11 protein-coding genes are annotated in these 15,720 nt (G+C 71.3%); 5 read left to right on the top strand and 6 right to left on the bottom strand.

Going from position 1 to position 15,720, the window contains the following annotated elements; genetic code table 11:
* Window positions 1-14 precede the first annotated feature (14 nt).
* Genes OG322_RS35850 through OG322_RS35860 form a run of 3 tightly spaced genes read left to right on the top strand, consistent with a single transcriptional unit; the run spans window position 15 to window position 4,278 of the window.
* Entirely contained in the window at window positions 15-1,277 is a 1,263-nt protein-coding gene (locus tag OG322_RS35850; protein ID WP_329307472.1) for a glycosyltransferase, read from the top strand.
* Window positions 1,274-3,037: a lipopolysaccharide biosynthesis protein gene (locus OG322_RS35855; protein ID WP_123467190.1), complete on the top strand. Its 1,764-nt coding sequence runs from the start codon at window positions 1,274-1,276 to the stop codon at window positions 3,035-3,037. The genes OG322_RS35850 and OG322_RS35855 overlap by 4 nt, the downstream gene beginning before the upstream one ends.
* Window positions 3,034-4,278, top strand: coding sequence for a hypothetical protein (locus tag OG322_RS35860; protein WP_123467188.1), 1,245 nt, complete (start codon window positions 3,034-3,036; stop codon window positions 4,276-4,278). Before OG322_RS35855 ends, OG322_RS35860 begins: the two co-directional genes overlap by 4 nt.
* On the opposite strand, the gene OG322_RS35865 is transcribed toward OG322_RS35860, so the two are convergent.
* On the bottom strand, window positions 4,247-5,761 hold the full coding sequence (locus OG322_RS35865) for a hypothetical protein (protein WP_443066576.1): 1,515 nt from the start codon (window positions 5,759-5,761) through the stop codon (window positions 4,247-4,249). The two genes, OG322_RS35860 and OG322_RS35865, sit on opposite strands and share 32 nt — an antisense overlap.
* Before the next feature lie 104 nt (window positions 5,762-5,865).
* Between OG322_RS35865 and OG322_RS35870 the strand changes: the two genes are divergently transcribed.
* On the top strand, window positions 5,866-7,026 hold the full coding sequence (locus OG322_RS35870) for a glycosyltransferase (protein ID WP_329307473.1): 1,161 nt from the start codon (window positions 5,866-5,868) through the stop codon (window positions 7,024-7,026).
* Between the two features lies 1 nt (window position 7,027).
* Here the strand turns inward: OG322_RS35870 and OG322_RS35875 are convergent, their stop codons facing one another.
* Genes OG322_RS35875 through gmd form a run of 5 tightly spaced genes read right to left on the bottom strand, consistent with a single transcriptional unit; the run spans window position 7,028 to window position 14,598 of the window.
* Window positions 7,028-7,855: a glycosyltransferase family 2 protein gene (locus OG322_RS35875; RefSeq protein WP_123467184.1), complete on the bottom strand. Its 828-nt coding sequence runs from the start codon at window positions 7,853-7,855 to the stop codon at window positions 7,028-7,030.
* Window positions 7,852-8,550, bottom strand: a complete 699-nt coding sequence (locus OG322_RS35880) for a hypothetical protein (RefSeq protein WP_124286332.1) — start codon at window positions 8,548-8,550, stop codon at window positions 7,852-7,854. Before OG322_RS35880 ends, OG322_RS35875 begins: the two co-directional genes overlap by 4 nt.
* Window positions 8,547-10,799, bottom strand: coding sequence for a LamG domain-containing protein (locus OG322_RS35885; RefSeq protein ID WP_123467180.1), 2,253 nt, complete (start codon window positions 10,797-10,799; stop codon window positions 8,547-8,549). Before OG322_RS35885 ends, OG322_RS35880 begins: the two co-directional genes overlap by 4 nt.
* Complete coding sequence (locus OG322_RS35890) at window positions 10,799-13,588, bottom strand: LamG-like jellyroll fold domain-containing protein (RefSeq protein WP_329307474.1); 2,790 nt, start codon at window positions 13,586-13,588, stop codon at window positions 10,799-10,801. The genes OG322_RS35885 and OG322_RS35890 overlap by 1 nt, the downstream gene beginning before the upstream one ends.
* Window positions 13,585-14,598 carry a GDP-mannose 4,6-dehydratase gene (gmd, locus tag OG322_RS35895; RefSeq protein ID WP_124286333.1) on the bottom strand — a complete coding sequence of 338 codons (1,014 nt, stop codon included), beginning with the start codon at window positions 14,596-14,598 and terminating at the stop codon, window positions 13,585-13,587. The genes OG322_RS35890 and gmd overlap by 4 nt, the downstream gene beginning before the upstream one ends.
* A gap of 112 nt (window positions 14,599-14,710) precedes the next feature.
* On the opposite strand from gmd, the gene OG322_RS35900 reads away from it, so the two are divergent.
* Window positions 14,711-15,694, top strand: coding sequence for a GDP-L-fucose synthase family protein (locus OG322_RS35900; protein ID WP_329307475.1), 984 nt, complete (start codon window positions 14,711-14,713; stop codon window positions 15,692-15,694).
* Window positions 15,695-15,720: the final 26 nt, after the last annotated feature.

The raw sequence follows: 15,720 nt of genomic DNA on the forward strand, positions 1-15,720 counted from the left end.
AAGGCGACCGTCCGATGCCAGACGCAGATCAGCACAAGCCGTTCCAGCACCGCCGACTGCTGGTGGTCTCGACCAACTACGCACCGGAGCTGACCGGTATCGGCCCGTACGCCGCGCAACTCGCCGAGCACTGGGCCGCGTCCGGCGCCGAGACCCATGTGCTGACCGGGATGCCGCACTATCCGTCCTGGCGGACCGAGCCGGAGTACCGGGGTGTGTGGCGGGCCGAGGAGCAACGCTCGGGGGTGACGGTCCACCGGCGAAGACACTATGTGCCGCCTCGTCAGAGCGCCCTGCGCAGAGCCGCGTTCGAGGCATCCGTCCTCGCGCACGGGCTGGTCTCACCGCCCGCGGTGCGGGCGGACGCGGTGATCTCCCAGATGCCGAGCCTCGCGGGCGGCATTCTGGGCGCCCGGCTGGCCCGTCGCCACCGGGTCCCGTACATACCCGTCGTGCAGGACCTGATGGGCGCCGCCGCCGCGCAGAGCGGTATCCGCGGCGGCGGCCGGGCGGCGGCGGTGGCGTCCCGGGCCGAGGAGTACGCGCTGCGCGCCGCCTCGCTCGTCGGCGTCATCCACGAGAGCTTCGTCCCCCGGGTCACCGCCTACGGAGTCGACCCGGGACGCATCCGGCTGGTGCCCAACTGGAGCCACGTACAGGCCCCTTCGGCCGACCGTGCCATGACCAGGGCGCGCCTGGGCTGGCGCGAGGACACCCCGGTGGTTCTGCACTCGGGCAACATGGGACTCAAACAGGGCCTGGAGGTCCTCGTCGACGCGGCCCGGCTCGCCCCCGGGATACGCATCGTGCTGATGGGCGACGGCAACCAACGCGAGGCGCTGCTGGCCCGCGCGGCCGGGCTGCCCAACCTCGACTTCCTGCCGGCGGCGGGGGCGGAGGAGTTCACCGACGTCCTGGCCGCCGCCGACGTCCTCGCCGTGACCCAGCGCGCATCCGTACTCGACATGAGCGTGCCCTCCAAGCTGACCTCGTACTTCGTCTCGGGCCGCCCCGTCGTCGCCTCGGTGGCTGACGAGGGGGGCACCGCCCAGGAGGTGCAGCGCTCCGGCGCCGGGCTCCTCGTCGCCCCCGAGGACCCGGCCGCGGTGCTGGCGGCCGTCCGCAAACTCGTCGAGCAGCCGGCCGCCGCCGACGAGCTCGGCGCCCACGGACCCAGGTACGTGGCACGTCACCTCGGCCGGGAGGCCGGTCTCGCCCGCTTCGACGCACTGCTCACCGAGGTCCTTCAGGACGCCCAAGGGAGACCACGCCGATGACCCAGCCGATCCGCGCCCTGGAGGATCAGGACGAACCCGCGCTGCTGCGGGACCAGTTCCGCCAGCTCCTGCGCTACCGCGCGCTGCTCGCGTGCGGCGTGGTCGTCGGACTGCTCGGCGGCGGCTGGCTCGCCCTGAGCGGCGAGGACACCTACACCTCCACCGGCGAGGTGTCGGTGCGCTCGGCCACCTCGGACCCGTTCGCCGCGGGCGCCTCGGCCGACAAGGGCATCAACATCGGCTCCGAACGCCAGACCGCCGTCAGTGACGCCGTGGGTACCGTGGCCGTCGGCTCGCTGGTCAAGCACGGCGACACGGTGGAGGTCGGAAAGCTGCTGACCGGCCTCCAGGTCACCAACCCGCCCAACACCCTGGTGCTCAGGTTCTCCTACACCGCCCGCGACCCCGAACAGGCCAGGGCACGGGCCCAGGCACTGGCCGAGGCCTACCTGGAGATCCGCCGGGAGCGCACCGAGAACAGCATCGACAACATGGTCGACGGCTACCGCGCCCAGTTGAAGCCGCTCACCGAGCAGCGCGACCGGCTGGCCGAGCAGGAGACCGGCACCGTCGGCAGCGACGTCACCAGCGCCCGCGCCAACCTGATCGTCGCCATCTCCGGACTCAGCCAGAAGATCTCGGAGTTGCGCGCCCTCGACACCACACCGGGCTATCTGAACAAGAAGCCGGTCGCACCGGAGCGGCCCACCGGCGCGGGGCTTCCCCTGCTCCTCGGGCTCGGCGGCGTCGTCGGGCTCGCCCTCGGCCTGCTGCTCTCCTGGGTACGGCTCGTCTTCGACCCGGCGGTCCGCTCCACCAGGGAACTCGTCCGCTCGCTCGGCGCCCCGCTGCTCGGCACCCTGCCCAGGGACCGCGCCGCGGTGGGCCAGCTGCTCGCCATCGGACGCAGCGGCAGCCGGCTGGCCGAGGAGTACCGGGCGGTGGCCTTCCGGCTCGCTTACGACCCCTCGTTCGCCGAGCGCCGACGGCTCCTGGTCACGGCGCCCCGCGGGGACAACGACATGGCCGCCGCCGCCGCGGTCAACCTGGCGGCCGCCTTCGCCGAGATGGGCCGTGACGTTCTGCTCGTCGAAGCGGATCTGCGCACCCCGTCCCTGGCCAGGGACCTCGGCGCCGCGACCCGGGGCGGCCGGCCCCGCTGGGCCGCGGAGCGCGACGAACGGGGCTGGCCCTCGGACAGCCGCACCAACGTGGACGTGCCCGGATCGGGGGCCTTCACCCTGATCGCGGGCCGCCGGATGGACAATGTGCCCCGCGCCCTGACCTCCGAGCCCGTCGGCCGGATCGTCGCCGAGGGCGGCCGGCCCGGAGCCGTCGTCATCGTGCTGGCCCCGCCCGTACTCTCGTACGCCGACGCCGTCGCGCTCATCGACCGCGTGGAGGGCGTCGTGGTGGTCTGCGACCCGCGCGAGGTGCACCGCAGCGACCTGGAGCGGATCCGCGAGATCATCGGCGCCGCGGGCGGGTCCGTACTCGGCGCCCTGCTGCACCCCGGTCAGGGACGACTGGAGCGCCGGGCACGGGGGAAGGCGGCCAATCGCCGCGCCCGCAACCGGCGGACACAAGGACAGGGACGTGACGGGCAGGACGGCCACGGACAGCCGGACGGATCCGACCGGGCCGACGGCGGCAGCGCGGGCGACCCCACCGAGACGATGGGGCTGCGCACCCTGGACGGCGGCACCCGGTACAGCGGCAACGGCGGCAGCGACCACAGCAGCACCGCGGGACGCAGATGAAGGCACGCACCGCGATCGTCTGCTCGGTCGCGGACCAGGGGGTGGCGGCGCTCACCAACATCCTGGTCCTGGTGGTGGCGGCCCGGCTCTCCACCGTCGCCGACTTCGCACGGTTCTCCGGCGTGTACCTGGTCTTCACCGTGCTGCTCGGTGTCTTCGGCGCCTATACCGGACAGCCGCTGGTGCTGCGCCGCGGCGCGGGCGAGGAGACCCGCGGCGCCTGCCGGTCCGCGGTCGGCTTCACCCTGCTCGTCTCGGCGCTCCTCGGCGCCCTGCTCGCTGCCGTCTGCGCGGTACTTCCGGGAGACACGGCACGGGCCCTGATGATGCTGGGACTCGTCCTGCCCGTCGTCCTCGGGCAGGACACGGCCCGCTACGCCTTCGCCACGCTCCAGGCACAGCACCTGGCCCTGGCCGCGGACACGCTCCGGCTGATCTGCGTGCTCGGCGCGCTGACCGTACAGCCGCACGGCACCTCGGCCGCCCGGCTCGTCACCGTCTGGGGCCTCTCCGCACTGCCCGCGCTCCTGCTGTCCGGCACCGTGCTGCACCGCCGGACCGCCGGCAGCCCCGTGCGGCTTCGGCCCCTGCTGCGGCGCGGCCACCTCGGCCGGCGGTTCGTCGTAGAGTTCGGGGTGGGCAACGCCACCAGCCAGCTCTCCGTGCTCGGCCTGGGCGTGGTCGGCAACCCGCTCGTGGTCGGCGCGCTGCGCGGCGCGACCACCCTCTTCGGCCCGCTGAACGTGCTGTTCACCTCCGCCACCGGTTTCGGCCCGCCGCTGCTCGGACGGCTCGCCACCGACCGGCTCAGGGTCCGGGCCACCGCGGTCCTGGCCGCGGTCCTGGCGGCGACCGCCGCGGGCTGGGCCACCGTTCTCGCCCTGCTGCCCGCGACGGTGGGCCGCCATCTGCTCGGCGACACCTGGCCCACGGCGGCGGCGCTGCTCCCCGCGACCGGCAGCCAGTACGCGGCGATGGCCGTCGGCACCTGCGGACTGCTGGCGCTGAGACTGCTCGATCCGCGCACCACGCTCTCCATCCAGGTGGTCTTCTCACTCGCCGCGGTGGCCTTCCTGACCGGGGGATACCTGCTCGGCGGGGTACCGGGCGCCGCCTGGGGCCTGTGTCTGGGCTCCGTCTGCAAGGCGATCGCCACCTGGACCCGGGTGGCGCGGCTGACCCGTCGCGGCGCCGCGGAACCAGCCGCGGTCAGTGCGACCGCTGTTCGTTCCGGTCCCTGAAACTCGTGACCAGCGCCAGGCACAGTGCGGCGATGGCCAGCTTCCCGGCCGCCTGCAACAGCGGGCCGCGCAGCAGGATGAAGGTGTACCCGGCGATCAGCGGAGCCGCGATGGCAAGGACACTGCCGGGCCCCGGACCGTCCCGGGAGACCGCCCGCGCGTACCGGCGGTCGGTGCGCGCGGCCGCGTACCCGATCACGGCGAAGCCGCCGATCATGCCGGGGGCGCCGAAGTCGACCCACAGCTCGGTCCACAGCGGCGCCGAGAGGTTGGTCATGTTCATCCCCATCCACTGCCCGACCCGCACCCCGGTGTCCTCCGGCTTTCCGCTCCACGCGGCCCGCGGCACGAAGAAGAAGGCGGAGCCCGCCAGTTGGCGCCCGTAGGTGTGGCCCCGGGTGTCGACCCAGGAGATGGTGTTGGCGAACATGACGCTCTGGTCGTAGTCCTTGGTGGCAAGCGGCTCGAAGACCGAGGACGACTGCACCGGCCGGTACCCGGAGTCGTCGTAGCGGAACCGGTCGGCGTACGGGAACAGCACCAGGGCCCCGATCACGCCCATGGCCAGCACCGAGCGGTACATCGCCGCACTGGCCGGGAACGCGGTGAACAGCAGTGAGACCAGCACCGTCAGGAACCAGTAACGGGCGTTGGAGACGGGGTTGTTCACGACCAGGTTCACCAGCACCAGCGCGCACCAGACCAGCACGGTGGACGGCGAGCGCCGGGCCCGGCGCGAGGTCACCAGCCGCCGGGTGAGGAAGAGGAACGCGAGCAGGGCCGGAACCGTACCGAACCCCTTGAGGAACGCCGACCCCACATTGGACCCGCTGGACACGACCCCGCTCTCCGCGACCGAGGCGCTGATCTCCTGCCTGCTGGAGAAGAAGACCGCGGGCCCGCCGAGCTTCAGCACGTAGTAGCCGCTCGCCGCGAAAGCCAGCAGCACCAGCAGCCGCAGCCGGACCGGGTGCGCGGTGGCCCGGCCACCGCTCCCGCGCGCGGTGGTGCGCCTGCGCAGCGGACGCCGGGACGCCAGCAGGGCCCCGAGGTCGAACGCGGCGCAGCCCACCAGGACGAGCGCGATCGCGGTCACCAGGTCGGAGCGCGGCCCGACCATCGGCGTCGGGGTCTGCCCGATGACGGCCTGGGCGAACGGGGCCACCCCCATCGCGATGTACACGAACATCCAGAAGACGCCCTGCAGCAGCCGGCGCCGGGTGGAGAGGATCATGGTCGCCAGCCGCGCCCCCGAGTAGCACGTCAGCACCAGCTGCAGCCAGTACGCGGTGTCCCGGACCCCGCTCCCGGGCTGCGCGGCGATCAGCGCGGGCAGGAAGCAGACGAGGCCGAGGATGAGCGGCACGGCCATCGCGCGCGACAGCATCGCCCAGGACATGGGTTTGGCGGGCGGCTCGACCGGACGCCCCGGTCCGCTCTCCAGGACGGGAGCGGACGGCGTCACCCCGTGCACGGACGTCATCTGTTCCCCGTTCCGTGATCCTGTGAACACTCTAACGAATCAACCCACTTGGGGGGATGTGATGACTAGTCTGTGAACTGCTGCCGAGGTCGAGGGGAACCCTGGTGAAGATCCTGCACGTCGTCACACTGCACACTCCGGACCACGCCTTCGGGGGTCCGACCCGGGTGGCCCTGAATCTCTCGAAGGTACAGCGCGCCGAGGGGGACGACGCCCGGATCATGGCACTGGGCGACGGTTTCGACGGCCCGCTGCCGTCCCAGGTGGAGGGGGTGCCCGCGCACCTCTACCAGGCCCGCCACCTGCTGCCGCGGTTCGAGGTCAGCGGCATCACCTCGGGGCCGCTGCTGCTTGCCGCGCGTCGCATGATGCACGGCGCCGACGTCGTCCATGTGCATCTGATGCGCGATCTGGTGACGCTGCCCGCCGCGCTGCTGGCACTGGCCTCCGGCACCCCGCTGGTCGTCCAGACGCACGGCATGGTGGACCCGACCGAGAAACGGGTGGCGCAGCTGACCGACCTGCTGGGCGTACGGAGGGTCCTGCGCGGCGCGGACGCGGTGCTGCACCTCACCGAGAGCGAGCGGATCGATGTGAACGCCGTCGCGGCCCCGGTGCGGCTCACCCGGACGGTGCGCCTGGTCAACGGCGTTCGGCCGCAGGAGCGCAAGCCCGACCGGGACCCCGCGCGGCCGCCGACGGTGCTCTTCCTCGCCCGGATACAGGAGCGCAAGCGCCCGGAGGACTTCGTCGCCGCGATGCCCGCGGTACTGGCCGAGTACCCGGACGCCAGGTTCGTGCTGGCGGGACCGGACACCGGCGCACTTCCCGGCACGCTCCGGCTGGCCCGTGAACTGGGCGTGCTGGACTCGCTCGACCACGTCGGACCGCTCGGCCACGAGGAGGTGCTGGCGGCGGGACGGCAGGCCGATGTGTACGTCCTGCCGTCGATCGAGGAACCCCTCGGCGTCTCGGTTCTCGAAGCGATGTCCGTCGGCACCCCCGTGGTCATCACCCGCACCTGCGGCCTCGGCCCCGACGTGGCCGAGGCCGGTGCGGGCCGGGTGATCGACAGCCGGGTCGGCGACGACGCGGCCAACGCGGGCAAGGTCGCGCGGGCGGTCCTGGAACTGCTGGAGCCGAAGGCCAACGCCGAGGCCGGGCAGGCCGCCTGGGAGCTGGTCGGTGAGCACTTCACCATCGACGTCGTGACCCGGACGCTCCGGCGGACCTACGAGAGCGTGGTCCGCCGGAAGCGCCGGTGACTCAAGAAGCAGGTACCCCACGCGACTTCAGGGCGATCTGCCACCGGTAGAAGCTCATCGCCAGGGCGAAGTCGAGGCCCGCCCGCCCGTCCAGGAAGCCCCGCCGGTACACGTACATGTACGCGAAGGACACCAGCGGCTTGAACGGCGCCTTGTGGAACAGCTGCCCCTGGCGGGACTTGACCCGGCGCACCTGCTCCTTGACCTCGGGATGGTGCTCCAGCCACGCCTCCCAGTCCGAGTACCGGTTGTGCCGCTCGAACCAGGCGGTCACCGGGTCGAGGTCCTGGTGCTCGATCGGATTGCGGAGGGACCCGGCGGTCTCCGCGACCGGCTGGTAGTGGCCCTCGACCTCGCCGATGCCGGGCGCGTCGAGATCCCCCACCTCCGGGTACCGGCTGCGGGTGCGGTCGGTCAGCGACCGCTTGCGGATGGTGTAGCCGTGCCGCAGCCGCTTCCCGGAGAACCAGTACCCCAGCGGAATGTCGTACGCGGCGGGCCTCGGCGCGTCCGGATCGGCGAAGACCTGCCGCAGCTCGGCCAGCAGACCGGGGCTCAGCCGCTCGTCGCCGTCGAGCAGCAGGATCCAGTCCAGGTCCGTGCGGACCTGATCCAGGCACCACTGCTTCTTCCGGGGATGTCCACCGTCCCAGGTGTACATGACGACCTCGGCCCCGCACTCCGCGGCGATCTTCGCGGTGTCGTCCGTACTGTGCGAGTCGACCACGACGACCGCCTCGAAGTGGCCGAGGACCGACTTCACCGCCTCGGCGATGTTGAGCCCCTCGTTCTTCGTGGGGATGGCCACGGCTATCGGCAGCTTGTTCATCCGTTGTCTCCTTCGGGCAGCCAGGCGTAGCAGCCTGTGGAGGTGAAGGTGCGGGCCGCCTTCGGGATCGTGATGCCGGTCCGCTTCCCGTCGTCGGACGAACCCGACGCGAGGTTCTTGCCGTTCGCCCCGGTGATCTCCCAACTGCAGTTCTTCGTGGGTGTGACGTCGCGGTAGCGGCCCGGCCGGAGCTGTGCGCCCTTGTACATGCCGTCGGCGTACGCCCGCGAGGCCCGCTCCACGACCTCCTCGTGCCGCGGGCACAGGTGCCCGACGGCGGGCCCGGCGTCCGCGATCTCGCCCGTGGCCACGGCCCCGACCGCGGTGTCCCGGTCGACCTTGACCAGGTACGTCAGCCGGTCGCAGGTCTCCTGTCCGGTCTGGAGGACCGCCGCCGGGTCCATGCCCTTGGGTACCCGGTCGACCAGGTACTCCTTCTGCTTCTTCGTGAACGTACCGGTGGCCGGGGTGAGTTCGTCGGTGGGGGTCTTCGGTGGCTCACTGGAGCGTGAGGCCCGCGGGCCCTTTGAGGCGGAGCCGTCCGGCTCCGCGGGTGCGCCGGCCACCGGCCCCGCCGAGGCCGCGGCGGGGGCGCCGGCCGTCTTCTCCCCGGCTCCGCCGGAGGAGGAGCCGCAGGCGGCCAGCGCCGCCGTCGTGATGATGACGACGGCGCCGGCCAGGAACGGATGTCTCATCCACCTGTCCTCAAGGCGTAGTGGGCACTGACCTGGGCAGCGGTCAGCGCGGTCGGGTACACGGCGGTCTCGTCGATCTGTCCGGCGAAGAAGTCGCTCGTCGGACGGTTCGGCCAGCTCGCCAGGTTGTCCCCGCCCACCCGCCAGTAGCCGGTGTAGTTCTCGTTCGTGGTGTACTGCGCGTTCGAGGCACGGAGCTGTCCGTCCACGTACAGGGCCATGCCGCCTGAACCCTGGGTCGCGACGACATGGTGCCAGGCACCGTCGTTGTAGGCCGCGGTTGTGCTGACGGTCCGGCCGCCGCCGTTGTGGGTGCCGAAGGTGAGGCGCCCGTTGTTGAGCATGTACACATGCTTGTCGTACTGGCCGCTGACTTCCATGGTCTTGTTCCCGAAGCCGATGATCTTCCCTCCCCGGGTCGTCGTCGTCTTGATCCAGGTCTCCACGGAGAACTTCGTGGCCTGGGCATGACTCCGGTTGCTGTACGCGTACTGAGTGGTCCCGTTGAACCCGATGGCGGTCGAGGGCCCGGCCACGGCGGCCGGGGTCTGCCGGTAGGAGGGCGCGTTGCGCAGGAAGCCGTTGTCCAGGCCCGCTCCCGTGTCGGCGGCGAAGGTGGACGTGCCCTCGTCGTAGCGCCAGTACAGGGTGGCGCCGTCGGACAGCACCCTGGCCGGGTAGCTCTCGGCCTTCGACGCCACGGTCGCGGTCACCGCGGGTGACTTGGCGCTGGTGTTGATGCCGTCGCTCGCACTGATCCGGTAGGTGTGCGTCTCACCCGGTGCGACATCGGTGTCGGTCCACCGCAGCTGCGGGCGGTCCCAGAACACGGAGAAGCCTGTCGTGGTGTACACGGGGGTGCTCGCGCCGTCCCGGTAGACGCGGTACGTCAGCTCCCCGTCGTCCGTGTCGAAGCTCGTCTGCCAGTTCACGTCCACCTTGTTCGGGGCGACCGTGGAGACGCTCACGTTGGGCACCCAGGGCGCCCCGGTGTCGGGGCCGTCGGCGAAGCGGGTCAGCCCCTGCTGCGGTGAGCTGTTGACGGTGGTGAACTCGCCGCCCACCCAGAGGTAGTGATGCCCGCCCTTGTCGGTCTGCGCCATCACCCGGGGGCCGACCGGCTCCCCGATCCCGTCGTTGGTGTCCGGGAACCACGGAAGCAGCTTGGGATCATCGACGGACTGCGCCAGCAGATGCTTGCGCGGCTGGTCCGGGAACTCACCCATCGAGGCGCAGTCATGAGCGTGACTGCCGCTGTAGAGCACCCCCTTGTGCACCAGGACGGCCTGTGTGGCACCGAGACAGGTGTCCCGCCACACCTGCTGGAAGGTGGTCAGGTCCACGGCGATCCGGCCGTCGAAGACACCACCCCCGGTGCCCTCGTTGGCGGTGTAGAACTTGGTGGCGTCCGCGGTGAGGTCCTGCACCGTCGAGGTATTCGGGATGAAGCCCGGGTAACTCTTGTCCAGGGCACCCGTCGTCGCGTTCACCACCGCGAGGGCGTGCGACGCGGTGCCGTTGACGGTGAAGAAGTCGCCTCCGATCACGACGTGCTGTCCATCGGGAGTGACCTCGACGGCCCGGCCGACCTCGTCCGTGTTGGCCGTCCACGGCTTCAGCGCCGCGCCCGTGGTGACGGCGGCGAACTTGTTCCGGGTCTGTCCCGCGACACTGTTGAAGTCACCGCCCAGATAGACCGTGTCGTCGGTGACGGCGAGGGCCCGGACGGTCGCGGAGACGGCGACCTTGAAGTTCGTGCGCGGGGTGCAGGTCGCCGTGTCGATGGCCGCGATATTGCTCACGCCGACCCCGTTCACCGAACCGAACTGGCCCCCGGCGTAAAGGGTTTTGCCGTCGGGGGAGAGGGTGAGGGCCCGGACGGTCGCGGTTCCCGAGGAGAGCGTGAACGACAGGCTGCAGCCGGTCGGCGCACCGGTCGCGGCGTCGAAGGCGGCGAAGTTCACCGCGGGCTGTTCGGACGTCCCGGCAGGCGCGTTCGGCGGCCGTACGGTGGAGAACGTGCCGCCCGTGTAGACGACCCCGTCGTCCGTCGCGGCCATCGACCAGACGATGCCGTTGGTCTGCCAGGTGGAGAGGTCGTCGGCGGTCAGCGAGACCGGTGGGGTGAGCGCCGTGGCCGGGGAGCCCCCGGCGGCGGCGCTCAGGGCCCCGGTGAGCAGGCAGAGCGCGGCGGCCGCGGCCCGTACCCGGCCGCTTCCACGGGATCTGCGCCCCGTACTTTCGTTCATCATTCAGCTCCGAAGGTGAGAACGAGCTGCGGCCGGTGGGCCGCGGTTGCGACCTCGCCCGACCAGATGCGGAGCGAATCCGTTCCGCCGCTGGTGAGGGCGAGTGAGTAGGCGGAGCCCAGGGCTCCGCCCAGCGCCGGCGCGTCCAGCTCCACCGAGTAGTCGGTGGAGACGGCGGTCGCGCCGGAGATGGTCCCCAGCACCGTCGTGGCGAGCGAAGGCCGGGAGTTGTAGGTGACCGCCGACTCGGTCCACGCGCCGGAGACCGGCACGAGGGTGTGGCTGTCGGCCGAGCCCGCCGTGGGGTCCGACGAGGTACGGAAGGTGAGCCGGGCACTCCTGAGCTCCTGCCCGGCCGGGGCGGTGGGCAGCGTGTACCGGAGGTAGCTCAGATAGGCCGTGGTACCCCGCGAGGCGAGCTGGTCGTTGTTGTACGTGGTGTTCGCGGCGACGCTGTTGACGTACGCGTCCTCGGTCGGTGTCAGCGTGAGCGTGGTGTCCCCGGGGCCCGGCGGGGTGTCCGCCAGATCGTGGTGCGCGGCCACCTGCGCCGCGCTCAGCGCCGACGGATAGAACGCCGTCTCGTCGACCTGCCCCGCGAAATAGGTGCTGGTGGGGCGGCTGGGCCAGCCGTTGGCCATGGCGTCGCCGCCGACTCGCCAGTACCCGTTGTACGAGCGGTTGCCGGCCGTGGCGTTGGAGCCGACGGACGCGCCGTCCACGTACAGCCTCATGCCGGACGGTCCCTGGGTGGCCACCGCGTGGTGCCAGGCGTTGTCGTTGTACGAGGCGGCCGAGGTGACGGTGGGACGACTGCTGGTGCTGCCGACCTGTACGCCGAACGCGAGGCGCCCGTTGTCGGTGAGGTAGAGGAGCTTGTCGGAGATCCCGCTGGTGTGCCCCTGCGCGCTGCCGATGTTGTTGCCGTAGCCGACGATCCGGCCGCCCCGGCCCGTGTCCGTACGGAACCAGGTCTCGATGGAGTACGGGGTCGGTGACGTGTAGTGGTGCAGCCGGTCGCTGTACACGTACTCGTCGGCGCCGTTGAGGGCGAGCGTCGACGAACCGGCCACGGCGGACGGTGCCGATCGGTACGAGGGGGCGTTCACGTACACGCCGCCGTCGTCATTGTCCGAGGCGTCGGCGGCGAACGCGCCGCCCGCCTCGTCGTAGCGCCAGTACAGATCCGCCCCGTCGGCGAGCACCCGCTGCGCGTACGGACTCGACGAACCGGCCGCCGTGACCGTGGCGTTGGCGGAGAGCGCACTGGTGTTGGTGCCGTCGCTCGCCGTGATCCGGTACGAGTAGCTCCGGCCCGCCACGACATCGGTGTCGGTGAAGGTGAGCTGGGGCCTGCTGAAGAAGAGCGAGGAGCCGGTCGTGGTGTGGACGGGCGTCGAGCCGCCGTTGCGGTACACCCGGTAGGTCAGCAGGCTGTCGTCCAGGTCCAGGCCCGAACGCCAGCTGACCCGCACCGCACCGGCCCGCGGCGCCGAGAGGCTCACCACGGGTACGGAGGGCGCCCCGGTGTCCGGCGTGGTGGCGAACCGGGTCAGCGCCTGCTGCGCCACCCCGTTGACCGTGGTGAACTCGCCGCCCACCCAGAGGAAGTCGCGGCCGCCCCGCGACGAGACGGTCAGGGCGCGCGGCCCCACCGGTTCACCAATGCCGTCATTGGTGTCCGGGAGCCAGCCCAGCATGGCCGGATCGCCGACCGACTGGGCGGTGAGGTGCTTGCGCACCTGGTTGGGGAACCCTCCCATGGTCGAGCAGTCGTGGACGTGGCTGCCCGCGTAGAGCACTCCCCGGTAGACCCGCAGGGCCTGCGTGGCGCCCTGACAGGTGTCCCGCCAGCGCTGGTCGAAGGTGTCGAGCCCCATGGCCAGACGTCCGTCGAAGGAGGCACCGCCGGCGCCCTCGCCGCCGGCGTACCAGCCGTTGGACGCGGTGTCGGTGACGATGTCCTTGATCACGGCGGACGACGGGATGAAGTTTCCGGTGTAGGCACGGGTCAGCGCACCCGAAGCGGCGCTGGTCACCGCGAGGGCGTGCGAGTTCGCGCCGCCCACGGTGAAGAAGTCGCCGCCGATGAGCACGTTCTGCCCGTCCGGGGTGACCTTCAGGGTCCTGCCCGGATCGTCGGCGTCCGGGTTCCACGCGGTCACCGCACCGGCGGCGGTGACCGCGCCGAAGAAGCGGCGGGTCCGGCTGTCTAGGCTCTGGAAGTCGCCGCCGGCGTAGACGGTTCCGTCCCCCGCCACGTCCAGCGCCCGCACGGTCGCCCCGAAGTTCGGTGCGAACCCCGCACGTAGCGTGCAGTCGGCGGTGTTGACGGCCACCAGGCCGTTGGCGCCCTTCCCGTTGACCGCGTTGAAGTAACCGCCCGCGTACAGGGTGGACTTGTCGGGTGAGACGGCGAGCGCCCGCACGGGCGCCGTGCCGCTGCTCCGGGTGAAGGAGAGCGAGCAGCCGGTGGGCGCCCCGGTGGCGGCGTCGAACGCGGCGAAGTTGACCGCCGAGGTGGTGTTGCTGCCCGCCGGGGAGCCGGCCGGGCGCACGTTGGTGAACGTGCCGCCCGCGTAGACGACGCCGTTCGTCTCGGCGAGCGACCAGACGATGCCGTTCGTCTGGTACGTGGCGAGGTTGTCGGCGGTGAAACCGACGGGCGGGGTCAGCGCCGCGGCCGGGCGAGCGGTGGCCGCGGACGCGGTGAGCGCCCCGGCGGTGAGTGCGAGGACGGCGGCGAACACCTCGCCGGGCGTACGTCTGAGACGTCCGGGGCGGCTCACCGGTCCACCCGCACCGCGGCCCCGGTGAGCTGGTCGGCCAGTTGCCGGACATCGGCGTCGACCATGATCCGGGCCAGCTCACGCGACTTCACGGCCGGTTTCCAGCCGAGCAGTTCCGCCGCCTTGGACGCGTCCCCGATCAGCGCGTCGACCTCGCTGGGGCGCTCGTACTTCGCGTCGTACCGGACGTGCTCGCGCCAGTCCAGACCGGCGTGCTCGAAGGCGTACTCAAGGAACTGCCGGACGCTGACCCCCTCGCCGGTGGCCACCACGTAGTCGTCCGGGGCGTCGCACTGGAGCATCCGCCACATCGCGTCGACGTACTCGGGGGCGTAACCCCAGTCGCGCACCGCGTCCAGGTTTCCCAGATGCAGCCGCGTCTGCAGGCCCGCCTTGATCCGGGCCACCCCGCGGGTGATCTTCCGGGTCACGAAGGTCTCGCCGCGGCGCGGGGACTCGTGGTTGAAGAGGATCCCGTTGACCGCGAACATGCCATAGGCCTCACGGTAGTTGACCGTCGACCAGTACGAGTAGACCTTCGCGACGCTGTACGGGCTGCGCGGATGGAACGGCGTCCGCTCGTTCTGCGGCGGCGGGTTGGCGCCGAACATCTCCGAGGACGACGCCTGGTAGACGCGGGTGTCGATGCCGCTGGCGCGCACGGCCTCCAGGAGACGGATCGTGCCGAGCCCGGTGATGTCCCCCGTGTACAGCGGGGCGTCGAAGGAGACCCGGACGTGCGACTGCGCGCCGAGGTTGTAGACCTCGTCGGGCCGGATGTCGCGCAGCAGGTTCACCAGGGCGACACCGTCGGCGAGATCGGCGTGATGCAGGACGAAGGAGCGGTCCTCCTCCTCCGGGCCCTGGTAGATGTGGTCGATCCGCTCGGTGTTGAAGCTCGACGAACGGCGGATGAGTCCATGGACCGTGTATCCCTTTTGCAGCAGCAGCTCGGACAGGTACGAACCGTCCTGTCCGGTCACGCCGGTGATGAGCGCGGTCTTCGCCACGTCTCCCCCTTCTGTGGTCGCCCGAGAGGCTGTTGGTCGCCGAAATTTCAGAGTTTGAGCGATCTGCGGTAAAACGTCACCGCGTGAGGGAGCTGCTGGCACAATCCGAGCCATGACGACTGATCTCCCCGGCCCTCCCCAGGAATCCGTCCCGTCCCTGCTACGGCCCGGCGCCCGTGTGTTCGTCGCGGGCCACCGCGGTCTGGTGGGCTCGGCGGTGGTGCGCCGCCTCACCGCCGAAGGCCACGAGGTGATAACGCGCGGCCGCGACCAGCTGGACCTGCGTGACGCCGAGCGGACCGCGGCCTTTCTGCGGGACGCACGTCCGGACGCCGTGGTACTGGCCGCCGCCAAGGTCGGCGGGATCATGGCCAACAGCACGTACCCGGTGCAGTTCCTGGAGGACAATCTGCGGATCCAGCTGAGCGTGATCGCCGGGGCGCACGCGGCGGGCGTCGAACGGCTGCTCTTCCTCGGCTCGTCCTGCATCTACCCCAGGCGCACCCCGCAGCCCATCCCCGAGAGCGCCCTGCTCACCGGCCCGCTGGAGCCGACCAACGAGGCGTACGCGCTCGCGAAGATCGCCGGGATCGTGCAGACCCAGTCCTACCGCCGGCAGTACGGCGCCTCGTACATCAGCGCCATGCCCACCAACCTCTACGGACCGGGCGACAACTTCGACCTGGAGACCTCGCACGTCCTGCCCGCACTGATCCGCCGCTTCCACGAGGCGCGGCTGAGCGGGGCGCCGGCCGTCACGCTCTGGGGCTCCGGAAGCCCCCGGCGCGAATTCCTGCACGTCGATGACCTGGCCGCCGCCTGCGTGCTGCTGCTGGAGCGTTACGACGGTGACGCACCCGTCAACGTCGGCTCCGGCGAAGACCTGACGATTCGTGAACTCGCTTCGACAGTAGCTGATGTGACGTCCTATCAGGGATTGGTCGAATGGGACACGGCCAAGCCCGACGGCACCCCGCGCAAGCTGCTGGACGTGTCCCGGCTGGCTTCCCTCGGCTTCGCACCGCGGATCGAGCTGCGTGACGGAATCGCCGGCACCTACGCATGGTGGCTCCAGCAGCAGGGCACCCGGGTCTGACCGGCAGCCGGGACCGGCCCTCCCGG

It is taken from the genome of Streptomyces sp. NBC_01260 (genome assembly GCF_036226405.1).
Taxonomy (GTDB): Bacteria; Actinomycetota; Actinomycetes; order Streptomycetales; family Streptomycetaceae; genus Streptomyces; species Streptomyces laculatispora.